This is a genomic window from Xenococcus sp. PCC 7305 (assembly GCF_000332055.1).
Lineage (GTDB): Bacteria > Cyanobacteriota > Cyanobacteriia > Cyanobacteriales > Xenococcaceae > Xenococcus.
Genome location: NZ_ALVZ01000227.1, coordinates 1 through 23,951 on the forward strand (window position 1 = coordinate 1; position 23,951 = coordinate 23,951).

Annotated in this window: 33 protein-coding genes and 2 pseudogenes; 20 read left to right on the forward strand and 15 right to left on the reverse strand. The window is 38.7% G+C overall.

The features are described 5' to 3' along the window. Positions 1 to 100: 100 nt before the first annotated feature. Entirely contained in the window at positions 101 to 2,305 is a 2,205-nt protein-coding gene (katG, locus tag XEN7305_RS22690) for a catalase/peroxidase HPI (RefSeq protein ID WP_006511873.1), read from the reverse strand. 305 nt (positions 2,306 to 2,610) lie between these two features. Between katG and XEN7305_RS22695 the strand changes: the two genes are divergently transcribed. The 11 genes from XEN7305_RS22695 to XEN7305_RS22745 all read left to right on the forward strand — a co-directional run bounded on the left by XEN7305_RS22695 (position 2,611) and on the right by XEN7305_RS22745 (position 8,323). Then, on the forward strand, positions 2,611 to 3,591 hold the full coding sequence (locus XEN7305_RS22695; RefSeq protein ID WP_006511874.1) for a metal ABC transporter solute-binding protein, Zn/Mn family: 981 nt from the start codon (positions 2,611 to 2,613) through the stop codon (positions 3,589 to 3,591). A gap of 108 nt (positions 3,592 to 3,699) precedes the next feature. Next, entirely contained in the window at positions 3,700 to 4,488 is a 789-nt protein-coding gene (locus XEN7305_RS22700; RefSeq protein ID WP_006511875.1) for a metal ABC transporter ATP-binding protein, read from the forward strand. After that, complete coding sequence (locus XEN7305_RS22705) at positions 4,457 to 5,272, forward strand: metal ABC transporter permease (RefSeq protein ID WP_006511876.1); 816 nt, start codon at positions 4,457 to 4,459, stop codon at positions 5,270 to 5,272. Before XEN7305_RS22700 ends, XEN7305_RS22705 begins: the two co-directional genes overlap by 32 nt. 46 nt (positions 5,273 to 5,318) lie before the next feature. Then, positions 5,319 to 5,549: an addiction module protein gene (locus XEN7305_RS22710; RefSeq protein ID WP_006511877.1), complete on the forward strand. Its 231-nt coding sequence runs from the start codon at positions 5,319 to 5,321 to the stop codon at positions 5,547 to 5,549. A 158-nt stretch (positions 5,550 to 5,707) separates the two neighbouring features. Next, the gene (locus XEN7305_RS22715; RefSeq protein ID WP_006511879.1) at positions 5,708 to 6,379 is read left to right on the forward strand and encodes a hypothetical protein; all 672 of its coding nucleotides are present in this window, start codon (positions 5,708 to 5,710) and stop codon (positions 6,377 to 6,379) included. A gap of 171 nt (positions 6,380 to 6,550) precedes the next feature. Next, a complete protein-coding gene (locus tag XEN7305_RS22720; protein ID WP_006511880.1) occupies positions 6,551 to 6,757 on the forward strand; it encodes a hypothetical protein in 207 nt (68 codons plus the stop codon). 2 nt (positions 6,758 to 6,759) lie between these two features. Beyond that, positions 6,760 to 7,026, forward strand: coding sequence for a type II toxin-antitoxin system YafQ family toxin (locus XEN7305_RS22725; protein WP_040899304.1), 267 nt, complete (start codon positions 6,760 to 6,762; stop codon positions 7,024 to 7,026). A gap of 175 nt (positions 7,027 to 7,201) precedes the next feature. Continuing rightward, positions 7,202 to 7,429: a hypothetical protein gene (locus XEN7305_RS22730; RefSeq protein WP_006511882.1), complete on the forward strand. Its 228-nt coding sequence runs from the start codon at positions 7,202 to 7,204 to the stop codon at positions 7,427 to 7,429. Then, positions 7,429 to 7,704 carry a hypothetical protein gene (locus tag XEN7305_RS30415; RefSeq protein ID WP_040899276.1) on the forward strand — a complete coding sequence of 92 codons (276 nt, stop codon included), beginning with the start codon at positions 7,429 to 7,431 and terminating at the stop codon, positions 7,702 to 7,704. The genes XEN7305_RS22730 and XEN7305_RS30415 overlap by 1 nt, the downstream gene beginning before the upstream one ends. A 143-nt stretch (positions 7,705 to 7,847) precedes the next feature. Then, positions 7,848 to 8,054: a hypothetical protein gene (locus XEN7305_RS22740; protein ID WP_006511883.1), complete on the forward strand. Its 207-nt coding sequence runs from the start codon at positions 7,848 to 7,850 to the stop codon at positions 8,052 to 8,054. After that, a complete protein-coding gene (locus XEN7305_RS22745) occupies positions 8,054 to 8,323 on the forward strand; it encodes a type II toxin-antitoxin system mRNA interferase toxin, RelE/StbE family (protein ID WP_006511884.1) in 270 nt (89 codons plus the stop codon). The genes XEN7305_RS22740 and XEN7305_RS22745 overlap by 1 nt, the downstream gene beginning before the upstream one ends. A gap of 138 nt (positions 8,324 to 8,461) precedes the next feature. Here XEN7305_RS22745 and XEN7305_RS22750 read toward each other — a convergent pair whose 3' ends face one another. Both XEN7305_RS22750 and XEN7305_RS22755 read right to left on the reverse strand, forming a co-directional pair. Further along, positions 8,462 to 8,815: a type II toxin-antitoxin system PemK/MazF family toxin gene (locus XEN7305_RS22750; RefSeq protein ID WP_006511885.1), complete on the reverse strand. Its 354-nt coding sequence runs from the start codon at positions 8,813 to 8,815 to the stop codon at positions 8,462 to 8,464. Then, entirely contained in the window at positions 8,802 to 9,035 is a 234-nt protein-coding gene (locus XEN7305_RS22755; RefSeq protein WP_040899281.1) for a hypothetical protein, read from the reverse strand. Before XEN7305_RS22755 ends, XEN7305_RS22750 begins: the two co-directional genes overlap by 14 nt. A gap of 356 nt (positions 9,036 to 9,391) precedes the next feature. On the opposite strand from XEN7305_RS22755, the gene XEN7305_RS22760 reads away from it, so the two are divergent. Beyond that, positions 9,392 to 9,622, forward strand: coding sequence for a DUF433 domain-containing protein (locus tag XEN7305_RS22760; protein WP_006511887.1), 231 nt, complete (start codon positions 9,392 to 9,394; stop codon positions 9,620 to 9,622). Beyond that, the gene (locus tag XEN7305_RS22765; protein WP_006511888.1) at positions 9,619 to 9,951 is read left to right on the forward strand and encodes a DUF5615 family PIN-like protein; all 333 of its coding nucleotides are present in this window, start codon (positions 9,619 to 9,621) and stop codon (positions 9,949 to 9,951) included. The genes XEN7305_RS22760 and XEN7305_RS22765 overlap by 4 nt, the downstream gene beginning before the upstream one ends. A 131-nt stretch (positions 9,952 to 10,082) precedes the next feature. On the opposite strand, the gene XEN7305_RS22770 is transcribed toward XEN7305_RS22765, so the two are convergent. The 3 genes from XEN7305_RS22770 to XEN7305_RS22780 form a co-directional block, all read right to left on the reverse strand. Further along, positions 10,083 to 10,670, reverse strand: coding sequence for a Uma2 family endonuclease (locus tag XEN7305_RS22770; RefSeq protein ID WP_006511889.1), 588 nt, complete (start codon positions 10,668 to 10,670; stop codon positions 10,083 to 10,085). A gap of 199 nt (positions 10,671 to 10,869) precedes the next feature. After that, a complete protein-coding gene (locus XEN7305_RS22775) occupies positions 10,870 to 11,946 on the reverse strand; it encodes a WD40 repeat domain-containing protein (RefSeq protein WP_006511890.1) in 1,077 nt (358 codons plus the stop codon). Next, a complete protein-coding gene (locus XEN7305_RS22780; protein ID WP_006511891.1) occupies positions 11,934 to 12,902 on the reverse strand; it encodes a GTP-binding protein in 969 nt (322 codons plus the stop codon). Before XEN7305_RS22780 ends, XEN7305_RS22775 begins: the two co-directional genes overlap by 13 nt. Positions 12,903 to 13,068: 166 nt before the next feature. Between XEN7305_RS22780 and XEN7305_RS22785 the strand changes: the two genes are divergently transcribed. After that, positions 13,069 to 13,311 (forward strand): type II toxin-antitoxin system Phd/YefM family antitoxin, encoded by a 243-nt coding sequence (locus XEN7305_RS22785; RefSeq protein ID WP_006511892.1) that lies wholly within the window; start codon positions 13,069 to 13,071, stop codon positions 13,309 to 13,311. Then, positions 13,308 to 13,703, forward strand: a complete 396-nt coding sequence (locus XEN7305_RS22790; protein WP_006511893.1) for a type II toxin-antitoxin system VapC family toxin — start codon at positions 13,308 to 13,310, stop codon at positions 13,701 to 13,703. Before XEN7305_RS22785 ends, XEN7305_RS22790 begins: the two co-directional genes overlap by 4 nt. Here XEN7305_RS22790 and XEN7305_RS22795 read toward each other — a convergent pair. The 8 genes and pseudogenes from XEN7305_RS22795 to XEN7305_RS22830 form a co-directional block, all read right to left on the reverse strand. Then, complete coding sequence (locus tag XEN7305_RS22795) at positions 13,700 to 14,605, reverse strand: alpha/beta fold hydrolase (protein ID WP_006511894.1); 906 nt, start codon at positions 14,603 to 14,605, stop codon at positions 13,700 to 13,702. The two genes, XEN7305_RS22790 and XEN7305_RS22795, sit on opposite strands and share 4 nt — an antisense overlap. A 53-nt stretch (positions 14,606 to 14,658) precedes the next feature. Next, complete coding sequence (locus tag XEN7305_RS22800) at positions 14,659 to 14,982, reverse strand: hypothetical protein (protein ID WP_006511895.1); 324 nt, start codon at positions 14,980 to 14,982, stop codon at positions 14,659 to 14,661. A gap of 40 nt (positions 14,983 to 15,022) precedes the next feature. After that, positions 15,023 to 15,634: a cation transporter gene (locus XEN7305_RS22805; RefSeq protein ID WP_006511896.1), complete on the reverse strand. Its 612-nt coding sequence runs from the start codon at positions 15,632 to 15,634 to the stop codon at positions 15,023 to 15,025. Between the two features lie 189 nt (positions 15,635 to 15,823). Next, positions 15,824 to 16,135, reverse strand: coding sequence for a BrnA antitoxin family protein (locus XEN7305_RS22810; RefSeq protein WP_006511897.1), 312 nt, complete (start codon positions 16,133 to 16,135; stop codon positions 15,824 to 15,826). Next, complete coding sequence (locus XEN7305_RS22815) at positions 16,122 to 16,388, reverse strand: BrnT family toxin (RefSeq protein WP_006511898.1); 267 nt, start codon at positions 16,386 to 16,388, stop codon at positions 16,122 to 16,124. The genes XEN7305_RS22810 and XEN7305_RS22815 overlap by 14 nt, the downstream gene beginning before the upstream one ends. A gap of 268 nt (positions 16,389 to 16,656) precedes the next feature. Beyond that, the gene (locus XEN7305_RS22820) at positions 16,657 to 17,019 is read right to left on the reverse strand and encodes a metalloregulator ArsR/SmtB family transcription factor (protein WP_006511899.1); all 363 of its coding nucleotides are present in this window, start codon (positions 17,017 to 17,019) and stop codon (positions 16,657 to 16,659) included. A gap of 157 nt (positions 17,020 to 17,176) precedes the next feature. Continuing rightward, a pseudogene (locus XEN7305_RS22825) lies at positions 17,177 to 17,432 on the reverse strand (type II toxin-antitoxin system HicA family toxin). Further along, the gene (locus tag XEN7305_RS22830; protein WP_006511900.1) at positions 17,422 to 17,643 is read right to left on the reverse strand and encodes a type II toxin-antitoxin system HicB family antitoxin; all 222 of its coding nucleotides are present in this window, start codon (positions 17,641 to 17,643) and stop codon (positions 17,422 to 17,424) included. The pseudogene XEN7305_RS22825 and the gene XEN7305_RS22830 overlap by 11 nt, the downstream one beginning before the upstream one ends. A gap of 249 nt (positions 17,644 to 17,892) precedes the next feature. On the opposite strand from XEN7305_RS22830, the gene XEN7305_RS22835 reads away from it, so the two are divergent. From XEN7305_RS22835 to XEN7305_RS30090, 4 genes and pseudogenes are all read left to right on the forward strand, one after another. Beyond that, positions 17,893 to 18,087 (forward strand): hypothetical protein, encoded by a 195-nt coding sequence (locus tag XEN7305_RS22835; protein WP_006511901.1) that lies wholly within the window; start codon positions 17,893 to 17,895, stop codon positions 18,085 to 18,087. A gap of 69 nt (positions 18,088 to 18,156) precedes the next feature. After that, positions 18,157 to 18,464, forward strand: a pseudogene (locus XEN7305_RS30420) (type II toxin-antitoxin system PemK/MazF family toxin); the annotation flags it as partial. Between the two features lie 377 nt (positions 18,465 to 18,841). After that, a complete protein-coding gene (locus XEN7305_RS22840; protein ID WP_006511902.1) occupies positions 18,842 to 20,086 on the forward strand; it encodes a ParA family protein in 1,245 nt (414 codons plus the stop codon). Positions 20,087 to 20,256: 170 nt separating this feature from the next. Next, a complete protein-coding gene (locus XEN7305_RS30090; protein ID WP_255325078.1) occupies positions 20,257 to 20,385 on the forward strand; it encodes a hypothetical protein in 129 nt (42 codons plus the stop codon). Here the strand turns inward: XEN7305_RS30090 and XEN7305_RS22845 are convergent. Next, positions 20,360 to 21,571, reverse strand: a complete 1,212-nt coding sequence (locus XEN7305_RS22845) for an FAD/NAD(P)-binding protein (protein WP_006511903.1) — start codon at positions 21,569 to 21,571, stop codon at positions 20,360 to 20,362. The two genes, XEN7305_RS30090 and XEN7305_RS22845, sit on opposite strands and share 26 nt — an antisense overlap. A gap of 93 nt (positions 21,572 to 21,664) precedes the next feature. On the opposite strand from XEN7305_RS22845, the gene XEN7305_RS22850 reads away from it, so the two are divergent. Then, positions 21,665 to 23,434: an iron uptake porin gene (locus XEN7305_RS22850; RefSeq protein ID WP_006511904.1), complete on the forward strand. Its 1,770-nt coding sequence runs from the start codon at positions 21,665 to 21,667 to the stop codon at positions 23,432 to 23,434. Positions 23,435 to 23,951: the final 517 nt, after the last annotated feature.

Below are 23,951 nucleotides of genomic sequence, written 5' to 3' on the forward strand. Positions count from 1 at the left end.
GGCGTTGCTGATTTAAAACATGAAAGAATTTTGGACTAATCTTCTTTGCTTCTTTCTTTGCGTCTTTGCGCCTTTGCGCGAAACGAATTCATCTCTGGATTCAGCAACGCCTTAGATCAAAGCGATCAAGATTCATTACTTTGTTCCATGCAGCCACAAAATCATTAACAAACTGTTCTTGTGCATCTTCGCTTCCATAGACTTCAGCGATCGCTCTAAGCTGAGCGTTGGACCCAAAGACAAGGTCTACACGAGTTCCCATCCATTTAAATTCACCTGTAATGCGATCGCGCCCTTCAAACAAATCATTAGCTTCGGAGATAGGTTTCCATTCTGTACCCATATCAAGCAGATTCACAAAGAAGTCATTAGTTAATGTCTCTGGTCTTTTAGTGAAAATGCCATGTTGAATTTGTCTCGTATTGGCGTTTAAAACCCTCATCCCACCTATAAGAACAGTCATCTCAGGAGCACTTAAAGTGAGCAATTGTGCTTGGTCTACTAAGAATTTCTCTGCGGGTATATTATGATTGCCTTTGATATAGTTACGAAACCCATCGACTTTAGGTTCAAGAACAGCGAAGGAAGCTACATCTGTTTGCGCCTGAGATGCATCTGTACGACCAGGCTGGAAAGAAACTTTAATGTTATCCCAACCAGCATTTTTCGCCGCTTGTTCAACCCCAGCACATCCACCTAAAACAATAATGTCAGCTAGTGAAACTCTTTTATTCCCAGATTGCCCATCATTGAAGGTTCTTTGAATTGCTTCTAATGTCTGCAACACAATTGTTAATTGTTCTGGCTGGTTGACATCCCAATCTTTCTGCGGCGCTAGACGAATCCGCGCCCCGTTGGCGCCACCACGCTTATCAGAACCACGGAAAGTAGAAGCTGATGCCCAAGCGGTTGCAACCAGTTGGGAAACCGATAAACTTGAGGCAAGAATCTGCTGCTTCAGAGCGTCGATATCCTGCTCATCAATAAGTTCATGGTTCACTTCAGGAACCGGATCTTGCCATAAAAGCTCTTCTGTTGGCGCTTCAGATCCTAGATAGCAAGCACGAGGGCCCATATCTCGGTGAGTTAGCTTAAACCAAGCACGAGCAAAAGTATCTGCAAACTGTTCTGGATGCTCAAAGAAACGTCGTGCAATAGGCTCATAAATGGGGTCCATTTTCATGGCCATATCTGCTGTGGTCATGATAGGTGTATGCCGTCTAGATGAATCATGGGCATCGGGAACCGCATCAGCAGCAGCTCCACCCGCAGGTATCCATTGATGAGCTCCGGCAGGGCTTTTTGTTAACTCCCATTCATAATTAAACAAATTTTCAAAATAGTTGTTGTCCCATTTCACAGGATTGTTTGTCCAGGCACCTTCGATACCACTAGTAATAGCGTGAACGCCAACCCCTGTGCCAAAGCTATTCTTCCAACCAAGACCTTGTTGTTCAATCTCAGAACCTTCGGGTTCACGACCAACAAGTGAGGCGTCGCCAGCACCGTGGCATTTGCCGAAGGTATGACCACCAGCTACAAGAGCAACAGTCTCTTCATCGTTCATCGCCATTCGTCCAAATGTTTCACGAATATCTCGACCAGAGGCGATGGGATCTGGTTTTCCATTAGGGCCTTCTGGATTTACATAAATAAGACCCATTTGAACTGCACCAAGGGGATCTTCTAGCTCGCGATCGCCACTATAGCGTTTGTCACCAAGCCATTCGGTCTCGGAACCCCAATAAATATCTTCTTCTGGTTCCCAAATATCCTCTCGTCCACCGGCAAAGCCAAATGTCTGAAAGCCCATTGATTCTAGAGCACAGTTCCCAGCAAGAATCATTAGGTCAGCCCAAGAAATTTTTCTGCCATATTTCTGTTTAATCGGCCATAATAATCTGCGAGCCTTATCAAGATTTCCATTATCAGGCCAACTATTAAGAGGTGCAAAGCGTTGGTTCCCTGTCGCAGCACCGCCACGTCCGTCACTAATGCGATACGTACCCGCACTATGCCAAGCCATTCGAATAAACAGTGGGCCATAGTGACCGTAATCGGCTGGCCACCAATCTTGAGAACTGGTCATTAGATCAAGGATATCTCTTTTTACCGCAATTAAATCAAGGCTCTTGAAAGCTTCAGCGTAGTTGAATGACTCATCCATAGGATTCGACTTGGAGGAGTGTTGATGAAGTATCTGTAAATTTAATAGATTCGGCCACCATTCACGGTTTGAGGTGCCGCGTCCTGCTGTAAATTTTTGAGTACCGCCCATAAACGGACATTTGCCTTCGTTACTCATAATATTTTTTATTTCTTAGTGTGATTTTGAGGGTTTTGTCTGAATTCAAAATAGATGAATGAAATGGTTTAAAGAAAACTAATTTTCTTCATGAGCTTATTCTGCTAATTCATACTCGTTATGAGTTTATATTCTTAATCATACTCATTATGAGTTTGTCCTCGTAGTATCTTGATAAAACTTTACAAAGCAGCTCATCACTGAAGTAAAGGTTATAGCTCCAGCAACTCAAAATTTTCCATTTCAGTCTATGATAATGATTATCATTAGATTTAAACTTGAATGTTCATTGTCATAGTCATAATATGTCATCCCATTTATTAAAAAATTCCAGAATTGACTCTTTAAAAGGTTCTCTAATGGCAATCTTGACCTGTCTGAATACTGTAGCGCTTATTCCCGCAACCACAGCCCAAGATAATCCTAGCCCCAAGATTGTCACAACTTTTCTGCCAATTCATCTGTTCACCAAAGCTGTCGTAGGAGATACAGCAGATGTAGAGATTTTGATTTCTCCTGGAACGGAAGTCCATGACTATCAAGCCACGCCTGCAGATGCCAAACTGTTAGCACAAGCAGATGTGTTGGTAGAAAATGGCTTGGGGATGGAAGAATTCTTATCAGCCTTAGTAGCCAATGCAGGGAATTCTGGTTTACAGCAAATTGATGCTAGTAAGGGAATCGAAGTAATAGAAGGAGAAGAGGAAGACGAACATGGGCATCATGAGGGAGAACATGGACATCACGACGAGCACGGACATCATGGACATCATCATGAAGAAGGAAATCCCCATGTCTGGTTAGACCCAGTTTTGGCACAACAACAAGTAGCTAATATTAAGGATGCGTTAATTGAAATTAACCCTGATAACGCCGACATTTATAGTAGCAATGCCGATTCTTACATTCAACAATTGCAACAGCTAGACAATGAATTTCAGCAAAGACTAGCACCAGTAAAAGGTTGTAAATTTATTACTTTTCATGATGCTTTTCCCTACTTAGCGCAACGCTATGGACTTGAACAAGAAGCAATCATCGAGATTCCTGAAGATAGCATGACACCGAAAGATATTCGACGAGTACAAAAAGCAGCTAAAAAATATGAAGTCAAAGCTTTATTCACCGAACCTGGAATAGAAGACCAACGTATTCAACAGATATCCAGCGATTTAAATCTACCACTAGAAGAAATCGATCCTCTAGAGTCAGGAGAAACCGATCCCCAATATTATTTTCAAACTATGCGACAGAATTTGGAAGCTTTAGAGAGAGGATGCCAATAAATCATTGACCATTGAACATTAAATATTAAATAATGCTCAAGCAACCGATAAATGATCAACGCTGAATTTTTAGCCTCCTAATCTTATCTTTTTAAGCAACTAAATTTGATGCCGCAAAACTTATCTCTTACCCAAGCTATTGTTCAAGTTAGAAATCTATCGGTGATGTTTGGAGAGTATTTAGCAGTAGAAAATGTCTCTTTTGAATTGCTAACCGGTACTCACACAGCGATTATTGGTCGTAATGGTGCGGGTAAAAGTACCTTAATTAAGACTATCTTGGGATTAATTGAAACGCAATCAGGGGAGATTAAGTTATTTGACTCTACTGGCAAACAGCTAGAAACATTAAGGCAAGATATTGGTTATATTCCCCAAAAATTTCTCTTTGATCGCACTTTCCCTTTAACAGTAATGGAGTTTGTGGCTTTAGGATTAAATAGCAAAGAGTTGTGGTACTCCAGAAAAAGAAAAAAAGAAACAATTTACCAAGCATTGGAAAAAGTGAATCTAACGAAACAAGCTCGTCAACAAATTGGTACTCTTAGCGGAGGAGAACTAAAACGACTTTTATTGGCTTATTGTTTAGTTAGTCCCCGTCGTCTATTAGTTCTAGATGAAGCTTTAGCGGGAGTGGATGCTACCGGAGAAATAGAATTTGCTGCTTTGCTCAATAATCTCAAACAGGAACATAATTGGACAATTTTGGAAGTTTCCCACGATCTAGATTTAGTTAGCAAACATTGTGACTCAGTTATCTGTTTAAACCGTCGGTTACTCTACCAAGGTGCTCCCTCCACTATTCTCACACCAGAAAATCTTTTACATATATACGGATCTTTAGTTAGCCCCACTTGTCATCATCATGAACCTAGCCGACTTCCTGAGTCTTTTTAGTTTACCTTTTATGCAGCGAGCAGTAATAGGTGGCGTGCTGTTGGGTATTTTAGGGGGAATTTTGGGCAGTTTTCTCATACTACGTCGTCTCTCTTTATTTGGTGATACCGTAGGGCATTCGGCAATGCTAGGAGTAGTTTTGGCTGCCTTGTTAGAACTTCCCGCTACTTGGTCATTAATCGGTTTTACCGTTGCTTTTGGTTTAGGAGTAATTTATCTAATCGACAGAACCAATCTAGGCAGTGATACGGTTTTGTGTATTGCCTTATCGGGTTCGGTTGCTTTAGGGACGATTGTTTTTAGTTATTTAAAAGGATATCGAGGTAATCTATTATCGATTTTGTTTGGAGATATTTTGGCTATTAGTAATACAGATTTAATTTTATTATTATTACTCTTAGTTATAACTTTGGTTTGGTTAGCTATTAGTTTGCCAGAGCAAATTTTGCTGACCCTTAACAGCGATTTAGCTTTAGTTAAAGGTGTATCTGTTCAAAACCATCGTTATTTTTTTATCGTTCTTTTAGCAATTACTATTGCGCTGACTATTCGCGCTGTTGGGATCTTGCTTCTTAATGGCTTTCTCGTGATTCCTGCTGCGAGTGCCAGATTAGTTTGCCAGCAATTTGTACCATTTTTAGCTACTGCTGCGGGGATAGGTGCGTTGAGTGGAGTAATGGGAATGATTATCTCTGGCGCGATCGATCTGCCTAGTGGGCCAAGTATTGTTTTGGTTCAACTATTTGGGTTTTTAGCTGTGGCTTTATGGTGTCGGCAGGGTTGATAGAATAATATAGTATGTCTAAAGTTTATCTTTCTGTGGGGAAACTATGCGGTCAATCGAGCAACTGACAGAGGAAATATTATCCTTGCCTAGTGCTTCAAGGGCAATTCTTGCAGACAAATTGGTAGAGAGCTTAGAATTTGATACTGATTCGGCAATTCAGTCAATTTGGGTAATTGAAGCGAAAAAACGACGAGATGAAGTTCGGGATGGTTCTGTACAAGTAATTCCAGGAGATGAGGCGTTGGCCCAAGTTAGACGTATGATTGAGCCGTGAAGTATGTCTTTCATCCTGAAGCGCTAACTGAATATACTGATGCTGTTCGGTATTACACTGAGCAACAGACTAAAGTTGCACAAGCATTTATAATTTATCCCATAGAAGGTAGCTATTCAGCTGCTTTCCGTATAAAAACTAGTTAGATTTTTCTCATAGTGGATCTAAACAAAAAATATCGTGAGTGGCGAAGTTGGCCAGAATGCAAAACGATAATTTCGGAGATTCATCCTAACGCTGAAAAACTTCACTTTTATCGTAAGAAGAAATCCCACAAAGGCCTCAAAAAGCTAAAAGCCACAAAGGAACTACTGGCCAAACAAGTGAATCAAGATTTTCTCAACGAAATTTGTGAACTCGACTCGTTAAATTATTTGGAAATGGAAGTTGTAACGGCGCCAGATATAAGTCCTCTCTTAAATTTGTCTCACATCAGATACCTAAAGATCTACGGATTGCGAAATGCCAGGGACTTATCAGTGTTGACCAAAATTACTTCTTTACGCAAACTATTCATTGAAAACACCAAGCATCTAAGCGATCTTGATTTTTTAGGCAGCATGCAACCGCTGGAAACTATAGGCATTGAAGGCAGTATGTATAACAAACAAAAAATTTCTTCCCTTGAACCTTTGTCTAACCTGAAGTCTCTCCAAGCAATATTTCTAAGCTCAGTTCAATTGACAGATAAAAATCTAGACTATTTGGCATCCTTACCAAAATTAAATTATTTATCGTGCGCAAGATTTGCTCCAAAATCGAGTTTTGAATCGCTCAGAAGTTTAATGCCTGATTTGATCTGTAATTGGTGTGACAAATATGAAATATAAAAACCCTAACAAGCACATCTGATCTGAGATATTTTCAGCAGTTCAAAAAGCAATCGCATTAATTTTGCAAAGTCGAGATAAAGAGCGATCGCCTTTTGCCTAAATAATCGAATCATGAAATGCCATAACAAAGCTATAATCTAACAAAATCAGAGATATAACAATCAAATTATGAGCTTTAGCGATGTAGTAGAAACAATTAAAAACCTTTCATTAGAAGAAAAGCAGGAAATCCAAGCTTTATTGTCTCAATCTCTCCGTGAAGAACGACGAGAAGAAATATATAACAATTATCAAAAAAGCATTAGTGAAGAGCAACAAGGCGAATTAAATTTTTCTTCAGATATTGATGAATTAAAACAATTAATAGAAAATTAATGATTAAAGTTAGCTTTAGTTCATCCTTTCGACGAGCATTTAAAAAGAGAATTAAAGGCAATACAAAATTAGAATCTAGATTTTGGGCAAAACTAGAGGTATTTACTAATAATCCTTTCGATCCAAGCCTGAGAACTCATAAGTTGTCGGGAAAACTGAAAGACTTATGGAGCTTTAGCGTGGAGTATGACCAACGGGTTTTATTTTACTTTACAGATGAGGAAAACGTTGTTTTTATTGATATTGGCAATCATGATGAAGTTTATTAGTCAATATTTACTTTCAGAGTACATGCTTTTTGTAAAATAATTCACAATAGAGATCGCCTGAAATTTTTAAAGCCGATGCATTATGAGATCGCATTAGTTTTGCAAAGTCGATATAAGGAGCGATCATAAAGTTAAAATAATAAATAATAAGGGATAAGAAAATAAAAAATAATCTATGACTGAATTATTAGAACAAGCATTTAAGAAAGCACAAAAGCTCTCAAACTCTCTCCAAGATGAGCTTGCACAACAATTACTCGAAGATGTTGAAAATGAGTTGAAATGGCAAGAAAGCTTATCTGATTCCGATGTCGATCTGGATGTTCTCGAAGAAATAGCTCAAAGAGCATTGATTGAAGATCTAGAGGGTAAAACTGAAGAAAAAGGCTTTGGTGAGGAATAGTGCGCTCATCCAGAACAAAAAGTTTTAGAAAGTTATTCATAGCATTACCTCAAAGGGTAAAAGAAACTGCTAAGAAAAATTATGAACTTTGGCAATACAATCCATTTCATCCCAGTCTAGAATTTAAAGAAATTAAATCGAAAGGCAATATTTGGTCAGTCAGAGTAGGCATTGGATGGCGGGCTTTGGGAGTAGTAAAAGCAAATGAAGATAAAATAGTTTGGTTTTGGATCGGATCGCACGCCGAATACGACAAAATTCTTAGGAAGAAATAATAGAAGTTTAGCCAGCAACAGCGATCGCCTGAAATTTTTAAAGCCGATGCATTATGCGATCGCGCTACGCCTAAGCTCATTAAATTTATGAAAGCCGTAAAAAAGCTATAATCTAACAAAATTAAATATGTAACAATTAAATTATGAGCTTTAGCGATGTAGTAGAAATAATTAAAAACCTTTCATTAGAAGAAAAGCAGGAAATCCAAGTTTTACTGTCTCAATATCTCCGTGAAGAGCGACGGGAAGAGATATATGACAATTATCAAAAAAGCATTAGTGAAGAGAAAAAAAGAGAATTAAATTTTTCTTCAGACATTGATGAATTAAAACAATTGATGGAAAATTGATGATTAAAGTTAGCTTTAGTTCATCTTTTCGGCGAATATTTAAAAAGAAAATTAAAGGCAATACAAAGTTAGAATCTAGATTTTGGACAAAATTAGAGGTATTTACGAATAACCCTTTCGATCCAAGCCTGAGAACTCATAAGTTATCGGGAAAACTGAAAGACTTATGGAGCTTTAGCGTTGAGTATGACCAACGAATTATCTTTTACTTTAAAGATGAAGAAAACGTTGTTTTAATTGATATTGGCAATCATGATCAAGTTTATTAGTCAATAATTTACTTTCAGAGTGCAGGCTTTTTGTTAAGCAATTCACAATAGAGATCCCCCGAGATATTCCAAGCAGAGACAAAATGCGATCGCACAAGATTTGTAAGGAAGTTAGAAGAGCAATCACAATATATATTCTCAATCAAACATTTCATCAAAACCAATTTGAATTAAGACAGCTTTTTTAATTTTTTCCCAGTACATATCTTCGAGTTCGCCTAGCTTATTAGCTATCCTAGATTGAGAGATTGAACGAATATGAGACAAATCTAAACCTTTGTCACGATCTAAGTTGTTTGTTTTTGAGGCTTTAACAATAACAACAAACGGATACTTATTAGGCTTGAGAAAAGGAACGACTATTGTTTTTCGAGAGTGTAAATTACCTAAATTATTTTGAATGATTAAGCAAGGTCTTTGTTTATTGGCTTCGTCTCCTACAGTTGGATCTAGATTCACATACCAAATTTCGCCTCTTTTAATCTGCTTCATTTTCTAGATTATCTCCTGAAGTAGAGTCCCAAAGTTCGATTTCTTTTTGTTCATCTTCATCTTGAGCCTGTTTTATGTAAGCATCCCTAAGCTCTTGCAACTTTTGCTCTTTACAGGATTTGGCTAAAATTTCGTTAATAAATTTACTTCTATTTTGAGTTTGTGAATCAATATAAGCCAAAAGATTTTCTTCCAGGGTGATACTAATTTTCTGAGCCATAACTTTGAGTAGATAAAACAATCCCACCTAAAAGTAGCATAATTTTATCCTTATTGGATATTACGAATCATGGATTTAAATCCTAAAGCCACCTGGACTTAATTTAAGTTAATAGATTTTAAATTTCTTATTGTGAGCACAATTAATTGCAGGAACAAGCTTAAAATTGATTGCGATCGCCGAAGATATTTCAAGCCGATGCATAATGCGATGGAACAAGACTGGTAAGGAAGCTAGAAAAGCGATCGCATTAGTTTTGGAAAGTAGATACAAAGTGCGATCGCATACAAAACGATAAAACCTACTGATAAACTAAATGTGTAAATAGCAGAAACAGAATAATAAGAATTTCAATTATGAATTATAGAAACTACATCACGGTCGAACCAAATAAACGTGGTGGTAAGCCTTGTGTACGTGGTTTGCGAATTACGGTATATGAAGTGCTGGAATACCTAGCTTCCGAGATGAGTGAAGCAGAAATTCTCGATGATTTTCCTGACCTGACAAGAGAAGACTTAAAAGCCTGTATTGCTTATGCTGCCGACCGTGAACGTCGATTTATGACCGCGACCTTATCTGCATGAAATTATTGTTTGATGAAAACTTATCGCCTAAATTGTCGAGTCGTTTAAACGATCTTTTCCCAAACTCGCTTCACGTTCGAGATGTGGCTATGAAAGCAACAATTGACCCAATAGTTTGGGATTATGCAAAAGACAATGATTTGATGATTGTCTCGAAAGATGCTGATATGCACGATCTGAGCTTAGTATTTGGCAATCCACCAAAAGTCATTTGGCTTCGACTGGGAAACTGTTCGACATTACAAGTAGAGAATTTGCTGCGTCGAGAGTTTAGCGCAATCAAAATATTTCATGAAGACGAAAGTTTATCGTTACTTGCTCTATCATAATGTGCAAAAAACTTTGGATTTCTTGCTTAGTTTTTAATAGCAGAGAAAAAATGTGGCGATCGCCTAAAATTTTTAAAGCCGATGCATAATGCGATCGCTCTACTCAAATCCTCACGTAATTAAACCTACTGTTATACTTGCAATTCAAAGCCTGGTAAAATATTCTCTCCAGAAATAATTGCGGGCATCGATATCACTTCTACAGCTTTTTGCGATCGCGCCAGCGCCGCGCTTCGCGATCGATAAATTTCTACTTTGGCATCTTGAGGATTAATCAGCCAACCTAAAGGTAAACCGTTGTCGATATATTCCTGCATCTTTTCTTGAAGTCGCTTAAGCTGATCTGTTTGCGAACGCAGTTCGATCAGAAAATCAGGCACAAGAGGGGGAAATTTTTGACGTTGTTCTGGGGTTAATCCTGACCAGCGATCTAATTTCACCCAAGCAACATCAGGAGAACGTTTTGCCCCATTAGGAAGAACAAAAATAGTTGAAGAACTAAATACTTTGCCTAATTTAGCTTGACGATTCCAAATATTCAAATCTGTAATCAAATCTGCCTCCCTATTACCGCTTTCTCCTCCCACTGGTGGCACAATCACTAATTCTCCTGCTGCATTCATTTCCAGGCTTAAATCCCGATTCGCAAGACATAATTGATAAAATTCTTCGTCGGTCAAATGAGTAATTGGATCTAGATTCAACACCACGGTATTCATTACAACTTGCCTCGTGCTTTTTTCGCCAACGTCAACCACTCTTGTTCAAAGTCTAACAAGATTTTTCAGGTGATTTTTTGATATTTTAATTATTTTCGCGAGGAACGAGCGAACCCCTCGCGAATGTTCCAGTAAAACTAATTACACGCAAGAAAGTTCTGAATCGAGAAGTAGCACAGGCAAATACAGAGATCGCAAATCAACCAAAACCTTTCCCTCGCTTAGACTCAGACCAAATAATCAACTCCCCACCCTGACCGCCAGCAGCCAACCATTTGCCATCATGACTCCAATCCAGACAGGAAAAACCACGAGACGCGCCTTCTAATATTTGTCCTACTTGTTTGGCTTTTGTCCACAAACCCAACCAACCATCATCCGCAGCAGAAGCGAGTAATGAGCTATGGGGATGAAACTCTAAAGCTTGAATCTTACTCTCGTGTAAATCTAAAACGCGAGCATTCCAACCATCGTTGTCGTTAGCTTCTTTTTTCCAAACGGCAATTCCTTCGATGCTCGATGCTGCCAATAAAGGTGCCTTGTTTGATAATCGTTGCGACCAAGTTAAATTAGAAATCTTACCAGGAAAACCCTGCATTACCCAAGGATGGGGACTTCCGTATTCTAAAACGGCAATGGTATTATCTAAATTTCCAGAAGCAATATATTTACTGTCCCCAGACCAAGCTGTCACAATACTAGCTGAGGGCATATCAATAATATATGGTTCATCATCCCAGTCTTGAGTAGACCATATTTTTACTCCCCCATTACCCGCGATCGCAAGATTCTCTCCATTCGGTCGCCAAGCTAAATCTAAAACAGAAGAGTTAGCAAAGGGTAGAGTCGTTATCACTGTTTGACTATCAGCATCCCAGATTTGCACATAACGCCCTAAACTAAAGGCTAAATAGTTACAATTAGGACTCCAAGCTAGTTTATCGACCCAGGTCGGAGCATTATCTAGAGTAGCGATTAATTTCACTTCTTTTTGAACAGAGTTAGGGAAAATCGCCCAAACTCTAACCCTGCCATCCTGTCCCCCAGCAGCTAAAAACTTGCCATCAGTAGAAAAAGCCAAACAGTCTATTGAAGCTATATCTGCAGGTAATAAATTAACTAAACTGCCATCTTGCAATACAATCACTTCTCCCGCAGCCGAACTAGCAGCTAATAAACCATCGGAAGACCAAGCAACTGCGGTGACATATTCTGAAAGAGCATCCTGCCATTGTTGCTGAAATAAGACTTTTCCCTTCGTGCCTAAACCAAACATTGTTTAAAGTCCTCTCTCAGTTCTGCCTCATCCAGATTGCGACCGATAAAGACTAATTCGTTCTTACGGGTCTCTCCTTCCTTCCAAGGGCGGTCTGGTTTGCCATCAAACAGCATATGCACTCCTTGGAAAACAAGGCGATCGCTTTCTCCTGCAATATTTAAAATACCTTTCATGCGAAAGATATCTACCCCTTTAGTTTGCAGTAAGTTACTCAACCAGTCATTTAGTTTTTGTCCGTCTAAGGCTCCAGATTCTACTATGGCAAAAGATTTGACTGTCTCATCATGTTCGTGAGCATCTTCGTTGAGAAATTCGGGATCAATTTCTAAAGCACGGTCTAGATCAAATGCCTGGACTCCTAACAACGCATCCATCGACAATTCAGAGTTTTGGGTGCGATAGATTTTTGCCATTCCGTTCATGGCTTTAATTTTACTTTCCAAGTCATCCAACTCTTGGGGACTGACAAGATCGGTTTTATTAAGAAGAATCACATCGGCAAAGGCAATTTGTTCTTGTGCTTCCTCCGCCGACCAATGTTGCTGAATATGTTTAGCATCGACTACTGTAACTACTGCATCCAAGGCAATCTTATTTTTCATGTCTTCATCGACAAAAAAGGTTTGAATTACCGGAGCAGGGTCAGCCAACCCAGTAGTTTCAATGACCAAATGGTCGAATTGGTTACGACGCTTCATTAAGTTACCGATAATGCGAATCAAATCACCCCGCACTGTACAGCAAATACAGCCGTTATTCATTTCAAAGATTTCTTCATCGGCATCAATTATCAGTTGATTATCAATCCCCACTTCGCCAAACTCGTTTACGATGACTGCTACTTTCTTCCCATGTTCATAGGTGAGGATGCGATTGAGGAGGGTGGTTTTTCCCGCACCTAGATAACCTGTAAGTACGGTCACGGGGACGGTGTTGTTGGTTGTCGCTACCATAATCTAATTTCTAAACTCTTTTAAATAATGATAATCGATCTCATTATTTTAAAAACAAAATAGCTTTAAAATTTATTAACTATGTAATTAATTGTAAGAGTCTAATACCACGTTTCTTGCCGAGGTAAAATAGACTTAGCTAATAACTTAGTTTATACATTGCGATATGGCACAAGTTAATATTCACGAAGCCAAAACCCATTTATCTCAACTCCTTTCTCGCGCTGTTTTAGGGGAAGATATAGTTATTGCCAAAGCTGGTAAACCTATCGTGCGTCTCGTTCCCGTAGAAGAACCGCTTCAAGACCGTATTTTAGGGCAAGATGAAGGATTATTTACTGTCCCCGAAAATTTCAACGACTCTTTACCAGAAAATATTTTGCCGGCGTTTGAAGGTAATTTAGATTGAATATTTTACTAGATACACAAATTTTTCTTTGGGCATTAGCAGAACCAAAACGCTTAGGAAAAAAGGCTAAATCTTTATTAAAAAGCAAGAAAAATCAACTTTATCTTTCGGCTGCTAGTTCTTGGGAGATTGCTATTAAAGCAGGTTTAGGCAAACTCCCACTACCCGAAACGCCAGATAAGTATATATCTAGCAGAATGGCGAGTCTTAAGATTGCGCCTCTTGATGTCAAACACTATCATACTTTCATCGTTTATCAACTCCCGTTGCATCATCGAGATCCCTTTGACCGTATCTTGATTGCTAGTGCGCTCTCAGAAAATTTTCATCTAATGAGTGCTGACAGACAATTTCGTCGTTATGATGTTGATTTGATTTGGGGTTTAGATTAAGTAGGAAGAAAATTTTGAATCGCTTCTCCTGCCGCTTTGGGATATTCTTCATAAATCCCCAGGGTTCCCGTTAATCTAACTGTTTGTACCTTGTCTAACTTTGCCATTGCTTCCATTTCCGCTTTCGATTTCGGGGGGGCGTTTTCTGCCAGAATTATCAATGCAGGTATAGATAAAGATTCTAGAAGTTGCAAAAACTCCTCTCTATTCGTTACAGGATCGATCGCGCCAGTGACAAAAGCAGCTGGGCCATATCTCGCACCAGGTTTTGAGGTAATTTGGTGTTTTCGGTTGATAAATTCGGGAGTTAGTTTGCCCTCATCCACATAGACGTGGCGTTTATACATGAAGCGCAGAAAAGAAGGTGTCGTGTTGAGATAGTATAAACCTTGTCCGACAACTGGCGATCGCACTAAATTGTTAACCCCATTTCTCACGCGATCGGGTAAACCCATAACTCTTAACGGACCTTGCCAAGTAGGAGCAATTAAAGCCAGCTTAGAAATTATATCTGGGTTATCCTGGGCAAATTTTAAAGCGTATCCCGAAGCATGACCCGCAGCAATTAAGATAATTGGACTATCAAAAATAGATTTAATAATATCTCCCAACAACTGATGAAATAATGTGGGATTATAATTTACAGGGGGACATTCAGACTCGCCAAACCCCAACCAATCTAGAATTGTCACTTGATATTCTGTAGCCAGTAGATTGGCAAGACCTTTCATCTCGGTGCGACTAGAAACAGTACTAAAAGCGGGAAGTAGCAGCATGGGTTTTCCTTCGCCAATAGTTTCGTAAACAACTCGATATTGTTGGTCTAAAAAGTTCCAGTTGTAAACATTCTTGGTCCCGCCAATACTAGAGTTAAGTTGAGTCTGATTGGTTGCTGTAGTCATAGCTATTAGTGAAGAGAAATCTATCTATAACAAGATTTTAGACAGATAGTGGATTAACTTTGTAATTGTCTTAATGCATTGATACATACTGGACAATCACAACCATACAAAGCCACGGCAGCATCACTTTCCGCTTCAGTAAGTTCATACATCTGATAATCTTCGTCTGAACCTTGAGGAATATTGATTAAGGGTGATGAATTACGATCACTAGTTTGACGAACACAAGTTAGGTTATTAAAGCGAGAATTCGTAGAACAAGTCTCTTCTTGAACTTCGGGTGCAGTAAAGACTAATTCCTCAGCATGAGCGGGAATTGCCAAAACAGTAGTGAATAAAGGAATAATAGCTAGTAATTTGAGGCTAATTTTATTCATGGCTAGTCATTGTGCGACAATCGTTATCATTTTATCTCCTTTAAATCAATTCGGCTCTTGCCTGAGTGAGAACTTTTCCCGCGGACTGAGCAAAAACCACAGTGAGGAATAGCCCTAAAATGAAATCTGGCAAAAATGAGTTGGTTACAAATACCAATCCAGCCGTTAGCAACACTGACGTATTGGCAATAATGTCATTGCGGGAACACAACCAAACTGAAGACATATTTACATTGTCATTACGGTGACGAATCAAAAGTAAAAAGCAGATTAAGTTCGCGACTAAAGCTAAAATACCAATCTCACTCATTAGTTGAACTGCGGGAACGGTTTGAGCAAATAGCTGATAACTAGCTCTGGCAAATACAGCGATCGCAGTTAGAAACATAATACCCCCTTTGAGTATTGCCGATCTCGCCTGAGCTTTTTTGCCTTTTGTAATAACGTAAAGGCTACAGCCATAAACTAACGCATCGCCCAGCATATCGAGGGAATCACCCGTTAGAGACAAAGAAGCGGCTTTAATTCCTCCGCTAAACTCGACTACAAACATCACCGCATTAATCACCAAAATAATCCATAACACTTTACTCTGGCGTTTTTGCAGTTTTTCTAATTCCTTTGCTTTATGTTGACAACAATGTTCTGCCATTTTTTTTGTTACAACGTTCAAATGATTGTTTGAATAATATTCATGATAACCTTCAAACGTTCAAAAGTATATTAGACATCTTATGGAAGAGAAGCGATCGCTTCTTGAGTAATGAGTTCATTACTCTGAAGACGTATCAGGAAATGGGGCAATGAAAAGAACAAGAATCCTGATTTTCTAGTTAACAAGTCAAGAAGATTGTTCTTGTTCCATCTTTTGTTGAGCTTTGACGTAGCTTTCTAGTACGGCATTCATTCTGGATTGATAGCCTTTTTTCCCATTAGCTTGAAAATATTGAAGTACTGATTGTTTGACTCTTAGGGTAACGGGTTGAGTCAAGTCTGGCATGACGGGTTGAGCATTCTTCCAGAAATCATCATCTAGTTCTGGAATATCAGAATAATCAATATCCTCATCCTTTAGCTCTGCTAATTTACGCTCTTGTTCTTCAGTGAGTTGAGGTTTTTTCTTAGGGTCTGGAGTATAACTAACGGTTGTCATAGCGCTTAACCTCTTTACTATTAGCTTTTCTAGCTGAAATGAGACGAATCACAGAATCTCTGATGGTATAAACCAGAACGTAAACGCGCTGGTCTATACGAGCCAAAGTAATGTAGCGAACTTCCCCATAATCAAAGCGATTATCAACAAAGGTTATTCTATTGCTATCGTCAAATGCTCTGGTAGCAAAGATAAAGCTTATCGAGTGCTTGGCTTCATTTTTCTTTGCCTTAGCATCGTCCCATTCAAACATGAAAAAATGTTAATACAATTTGTACATACAATCAAGGATCATTTGAGAATTATTGGTCACAAGTTAAGGAACTAGTGGACGCAGGCGTAAATAAGCTATCTATAACGGCTAATTTAAGGTAAATAGAACTACTGAATCTACAATCTTTAGTTTTCAGGCGATCGCTTTTCTGCAAGAGGAAGTGCGATCGCTTTTTTGATTTTTGGATAATGCGATCGCGGATTAAAGCGATCGCAATTGGGAAAAGCTAAAACATATTTGGTACGAGCTAAACTAACTCCTGCAAAGAATAGCTAAGAATATCGGTTACACGTCGATCTTTTAAAGAATAGTAAGCGAGTTTGCCATCATTACGATACTTAAGCAATTTTAAATCCCGCATTTTCCGTAGATGATGAGAAGCAGTAGCGATCTTAACATTTAACATCGCGGCAATATCGCAAACACAAAGCTCATCGCCGTTTCTTAGTGCATAAAGGATTTTAACTCGCGATCGATCCGCTAAAGCACCAAAGATAATAATCATTTCCTCTAAAGTGTCTTCTGAGGGTAGAGTTTCCCTAAGTTGAGTAACTAACTCAGTGTTGAAACATCTTACCTGACAAAGATCGTCTGTTTTGGTTTTGCTCACGGATATTTTGGGGTAGCGGTTAAATCTATTTAAATCAATGGTACAAGATAGTTTAATTCCTAAGTTGGTTAGAAAGCGAGATCGCTATATTTTTCAAACTACAACACTTAAGTAATATGATTGCTTTTTCCTGCAAAACAATCCAACTCACTCTATATTATTTAAGCCGATTAAATTCTTCTTCGGTAATTCCCATTTGCTTGAGTATTTCTTGAAACAACCAGCTACCAATTTCAGCCTTACCATGAATAGGAATAGTAGTTGCTCTACCATCGGGATGTTTCCAGCGTGCATGAGAGCCTTTCTGTCTTGGCGAGCATTCCCTTGCGTCTTGTGCCGACGCGGGGTCTCGCCACTTTTTTGAAACCAAGCTTTTTCGCAACTCGTTCTAATTCTTTGGCTTTAGCTGGCATTGTGAATAACTAATTCAACATCTTGAGGAAGAGAACGTCCCATTTCTTGATATTCCTCTAATATCATGTCAAAAACATTATCTAATTCTGCTTTTGCTGCTGCGGCTGTTTCTCCCCAAGCATGACATCCTTCAATTGCAGGTACATAAGCCACAAAAGTATTGTTATCGTCGGGACGAATGACAACCGTATAATCTTGCAGGGATTTCATTGGTTACTCAATTAGCTGAAATATGTTTTCAATTATAAAGGTATTTAATAGACGCATTGGCTATTTCTCGAATATTCAATACGTTCTAAAAAGCGATCACGAAGTGCCAGGCTCTGCCTGATCGCGTTTATTTTCTGCAAGCTCGCTATCACTATCAAAAAGGTGATTGAATATATTTGCAGTGTTTTGCTTGACAAATATCTTAAGCATTAAAATTTAAAATATAAGCTGTCCATAATATAAAAACCGATGAACGAGAAAGAAATCATAGTGAGGGAATTAGATCGAGTCCCCAACTCTTTATTACCAAAAGTTCTAGAATTTATTAAATCTGTTCAGGATACACCTCAAGTAGAACAGTTAGAAACAAATTTATTGTCAGAAGCCGCACTTGCTCAAGATTGGCTTGCTCCAGAGGAAGATGAAGCATGGCAAGATTTGTAAAAGGCGATTTCCTTTCCCTGTCTTGGTCAGCATTCCCTTGCGCCTGCCGGCGACGCGGGGTCTGACCGCTTTTCCGATCTCACTCAAACAAAACGTCGTCCCGCTTTAGTCGTTGCTAATCTTTCAGGCAACGATCTGATTCTTTGCCAAATTACTAGTCAAAACATCAATGATTTATATTCCGTTGCTATTACCAATGCGGACTTTAGTAATGGTGGGTTAAATAAAAATAGCAACATCAGACCAAATCGAATATTTATCGCCCAAATCGAATATTTACCGCAGATAGCAAAATTATTATTTATAAAATAGGTCAGTTAAAATCAGAAAAATTAGCAGAAGTTACCAGAAAAATTATCAACATTCTACAAGCTTAGATATGCGATCGCTAAACTGAGTTTAACAATTGCTAGCACAATTCAAGATCGCGTTTATTTTCTACAAGCTCGCTATCACTATTGAAAAGGTGATTGAATGTATTTATAGTGCGATCGCCCTTCCCTTCAAAACTATAGTCATTCCAAATAAAAAACATACGATTATGTAGGGGCGATTCGCGAATCGCCCCTACGAAAAATATGCGTTATGACTTTATCTATCACGATGTGTAAATTAATTGGAATGACTATATATAGCTCTCTCTGCGCCTTTGGTTGGGAATCTCTTATTTTTGTGAATAGAGTTCACAAAATTATTGGCATTACTGTGAATAGAGTTCACAATATATAAAAGTTCAATCTAATATACCGATTTTATGAATGAAAATGGCTTAATAGGACTATGTGAAATAGCCAATATAGCTGGCGTTAGTCCCTCAGCAGTTGGAAATTGGAGAAAAAGATATAGCGACTTTCCTATTCCTGTCAAACAATTAAAATCTGGTCCCGTTTTTGAACAAAGACAAATTTCCTATTGGTTAAGAAAAAAAAATAATCCTATGGTAAAAATCATTGCGCTTTTTAACAACAAAGGTGGTGTGGGGAAAACTACAATACTATGGAATTTAGCTACATCTTTAGCAGAATTAGGAAAGAAAGTTTTAGCTATTGATTTTGATCCACAGTGTAACTTATCGATTGCAGCACTTGGAGATAAGGAATTTTCAACTTTTTTGGAAAGCTCTAGACAATTACCTTATGGTAAAACTATTCGTGCATTTGCTTTACCATATATTCAACAAAGTTCTTCTGGAACAGCATATATTGCTAGCCCTAAAAATGCTGCTAATCAGAACTTAGATATTGTTCCTGGTGATTTTTGGCTCAATAACTTTTCTGATATTTTAAATGTAGGTACAGATGTCATTGGAGGAGCAGGTTTATATAGGTTTTTAATGCCATATAATTTGATTGAAACTGTTGAAAAAGAATTCGATAAAAATTATGATTTTGCGCTTATAGATTTACCTCCATCTTTCAATACATTAGTTCGTGCTGCTTTGTACTCGTCAGATTATTTTCTAGTTCCATGTACACCCGACCTGTTTTCTGCTTACTGTGTGGGCTTGATCGGACAAGTATTACCAAGATTTATAGAAGATTGGGAACAAGGTAAACGTCGTTACTTAGAATCTAATTCATATGATTTAATTATTCCTGCTAAAGGGCAACCTAAGTTCGGTGGTTGGATATTCAATGGATTCGATACAAGAAAAAAATCTGGACTAGATGAGATCGTAAAAACTGGTGCGGATCAGGCTCAATTTCAAAAAGTCCAAGATTCAATTAAAGATAGATTGATTCCAAAACTAAGTAATATTAAAGCTTATTCTGCCGTTCCTGATTTTATTGACCAAGAGCCTGTTGCTAGCATCGAAGACTTAAACGTTATGGCACCTGATAGTATCGTTCAAAATGTCCCATTGAAGTACTTAGCGCAAACCAGACCTACTCGTGAAAATGTTGGAAGAGGTACATGGGCTGGAAATCAAAAAGACTTAATGAAGAAAATGGATGAAGAATATGACAACCTAGCAAATTTCATAATTCACCAATTCTAATTTTTATCGTTTGGATTGATACATAGATGACCAACAAAAAGAATCTTGTCCTAGTTGGTCATCAAGTCCTCGAACTGATTGCACAGAAAGATGTATCGGGCGAGTGAAATTTAGTTACCTTCTGCGAAGAACCTCGCATTATATAAGATCGCGTTAACTCTAGCGGATACTTGTCAGGCAAAACCACCGCAGCTCTAACTTTAGTTGAGCCTGGCTATTATCAGGATAATATTGTATTAATTCATATTGACGATCGCATCCTAACAGAAAAAATCAACCGATCGCCAAGCTTGATTTAACAATTGCTGGCACAATGCGTTGACAAGCCATTTTCCCACCACCGATATTTCTCGCCACAGGGCCAACTCGTAAAGCAGCCAAGCCACCCATAATAAAAAAGTTTGACTTGGGTAAACGTAAATGTTCATCTAATACCGGTAAACCGTTAACTATTTTTGTGGGATAAGTCTCTAATACATCTTGCAATAAAGGATGTTCGGTAACGTTAAATCTTGTACCAGTAGCCAACCAAATACGGTTAAACTGATGCTTCCCACCATCAAGACAATTAACCTGCCAAAGATTATCTTGCCACTGTGCATCACTAACTTGACAGCATTCATTGATTATCACTTTACCTTCACGAGTTGCTCTTCTCAATTGCAGCATTATTTCAGGAGTCATCGAACCGCCATTACGGGCTTGCTTTATTTGCTGATAACGGTCATTCCAATTTATTGCAGCGTGAAAATCTTTAAGGTATTTTGGCCCTAACCAACCAGGATCGGCATCAAAGATTTTTTCTTGTATTTGTTTTCTGGTCATAAGAGTAACAGTTGCCCCCATATTTATCGCACCTTTGGCTAAATGTCCGCTAGTTAAGCCGCCACCAACGATTAGAATCTTTTCTCCTTTGAGGTTGAGTTGATTTAAATTTACCTGTTGAGAATGACATAGTTTATCGGTCGGATAATTTGATGTAATTCTTTCTGCCCAATTAGGAAGCTGAACTTTACCACTTCCTGTAGCCAATACAACTCTACGGGCGATAATAGTTTCCCCGGTACTTAAAATCAATCGAAACCGAGAACGAGAAGCAAGTGTAATCGGTAAAATGTGAATTACTTTGGCTGGATAAACCTTATTCTCTAAATTCCAGCGGTGAATTACCTCATGACAAAAATCGTTAAATAGCTTGGTTCCTGGTCTGTCATAGGGAGGGAATAGCTCATTATGTCTATTCTTGGCAAAGGTTCTTAATTGATGCGGATTAGGATCGGGATGATGGACAGCAGGCGATCGCAAGTGAGGAATTTGTTGTGCTGCAAATTGTCGCTGCCATTGACTCAGCCAGGTTTGACTCGGATCAAAAACTAGTAATTTATGATAATAATCTTGCCTTTTTTGTAATAAATGGGTGGTTAAAGTTAGAGCCTGAACTCCTGCCCCAACAATCGCTAGGTCTATATATTTGGGTAATTTCACTCGCCAGTAATAATGATAATGATTCTCTATCTCATTATCTAATATATAATAATGATTATCATTTTATTTGTGTGAAGATTAAGTGTGAGGAACATGAAAAATCAACTTTGGGGAACTTACTTGCTAAGCCCTCTATTTTTAGCTGCTCTCTTCGTCCAGAGTAATGGGGTATCGGCCCAGGAAATTGATCAATATGACATTGAACAATACAGCTCAGAGTTAAATTTAGAAAGCGCAGAATTAAATCAAGTTACCAATGTCAATCAATTACGGGATGTTTCTCCTGCGGATTGGGCTTATGACGCATTACGCAGTTTAGTAGATCGTTATGGTTGTATTGTTGGTTATCCAGACCAAACTTTTAGAGGCGGGCAGGCTTTAAGTCGTTATGAGTTTGCTGCGGGTTTGAATGCTTGCTTAAATCAAATCGAGCGACTAATTGCCTCTTCTGAAGCGGTATTAAGAGAAGATATTGAAACGATCAATAGATTACTTCAAGAGTTTGAAGCGGAACTGGCGTCCCTAAATGGTCGAGTTGATAGTCTCGAAGGCCGGGTAGCTTTTCTCGAAGATCATCAATTCTCTACTACTACCAAGTTAAAAGGAGAAACCAGTTTTGCTCTCAGTCAAGTTTTTGGCAACGAAAAAGCTGATGGCAGTGGTGGTCTTGATAGTATTACCGTTTTCAATTTTCGCTCTCGTTTGAATTTCAACACCAGTTTTACCGGTAAAGATCTTTTAAAAGTGCGGCTAGATGCTCTTAATACGGTTCCCTTTGGTTCAGGAGAAGAGGAAGACGATCCGAATGTTACGGGTACAGGGATGACTCGTACTGCTTTTGATGAAGGTTCTGATGGTTCAGTACGTGTGGGCAAACTTTACTATACTTTTGCCATTGGAGAATCAGGTAAATCTGGACATTCAGATCATGATCATGATGCTCACGGACATGATGATCACGGGCATGACGAACATGGTCATGGGAAAGACAAACATGGCGGTCATTCGGAACATCTCCACGGAGCGGCAGAAGGAAAACTTTCGTTTGTGATTGATGCGGTTGGTGGAGAATTTAACGAAAACTTTGCCAACTATAACGAGTATTTTTCGGAGGAATTAACGGGCGCAATTTCTCGTTTTGGCCGTTTTAACCCTATCTATTATCAAGGTTTAGAAGGAACAGGCGCCACAGTTAATTATAATTTTAGCGATGCTGTTGCTTTTTCTGTGGGCTATCTGGCACCTCGTGCTAGCGAACCTCTTGAGGGGGCAGGTTTATTAAATGGCAGTTATGCTGCGATCGCCCAGTTAAGCTTAGAACCTACTGATAGATTAGGCTTTGGCTTAAATTATTCACGGGGTTATTATGCACCAGGCGAGTTAGTAGTCTCAGGAGAAACCGGAAGCGAAACGGCCAATGCACCCTTTGGAGACGATACTGCTACTACTGCGGATCATCTTGGTTTACAGGGTAGGTATCAAATTAGCGATCGCCTTAATATTTCTGCTTGGGGTGGTGTAAGTTTTGCTAACGCTCAAACCGATGGCAATAATGATGGGATTACTGTTAATAGCGGTGACAATGCCACTATTTACAACTGGGCAGTAACTTTAGCTTTTCCCGATCTCTTTGCCGAAAGAAGTTTAGGAGGTATTGTTTTCGGACAACCACCAAAAGTTAGTAGCAATGATAGTGGCGCAGAGGATGACGATAGTGCTTGGCATATTGAAGCCCAGTATCGCTATCAAATTAATGACAATATTGCGATTAATCCTGGATTTTTTGTGGTGATTAACCCCGAAAATAATAGCGATAACGACACGATCTATGTGGGGACAATTCGCACCATTTTCGAATTTTAGTCTCAGCTATCTTTACTATTTTGATAGCTATTGTTCTGCTCACAGTTAGGTTTGTTCTTGAAATATTTTTCCGAATAGCGATCGCTTGTCTTTTCAGGCGATCATTTTCATTTTCAACCTGATATTTAGATATTAGGTGAAGTCAAGAAAATGGCTAAAATACCAATGAGATTACCATAGGGGATTTTCCGCAGCTTTACCTTAAATATATGGGTCTTTTCTTTTCTAAAAATCCGAAGTTAATTTTTGACGACTTACTTGTACTAACCTGCGTTCATAGACGTAATATCATTTTTAATTCTCTTTGCGTCTCTGCTAGGTGCGCGTTCCCTTGCGGATTTCCAATTTCGCGGGGTCGCACCTCTTTGCGCGAGATGCTCCCATTACACTTTAGAACGCGACTTAGTATTGGGTAAAGAACTGAACTGACATTAGTAATCAGAACCAATCTAGAGTTTGGCGCTTACTTATTGATCGAGATGGTTATTTCTATATTTTTCCAGCACTACCTGATAAA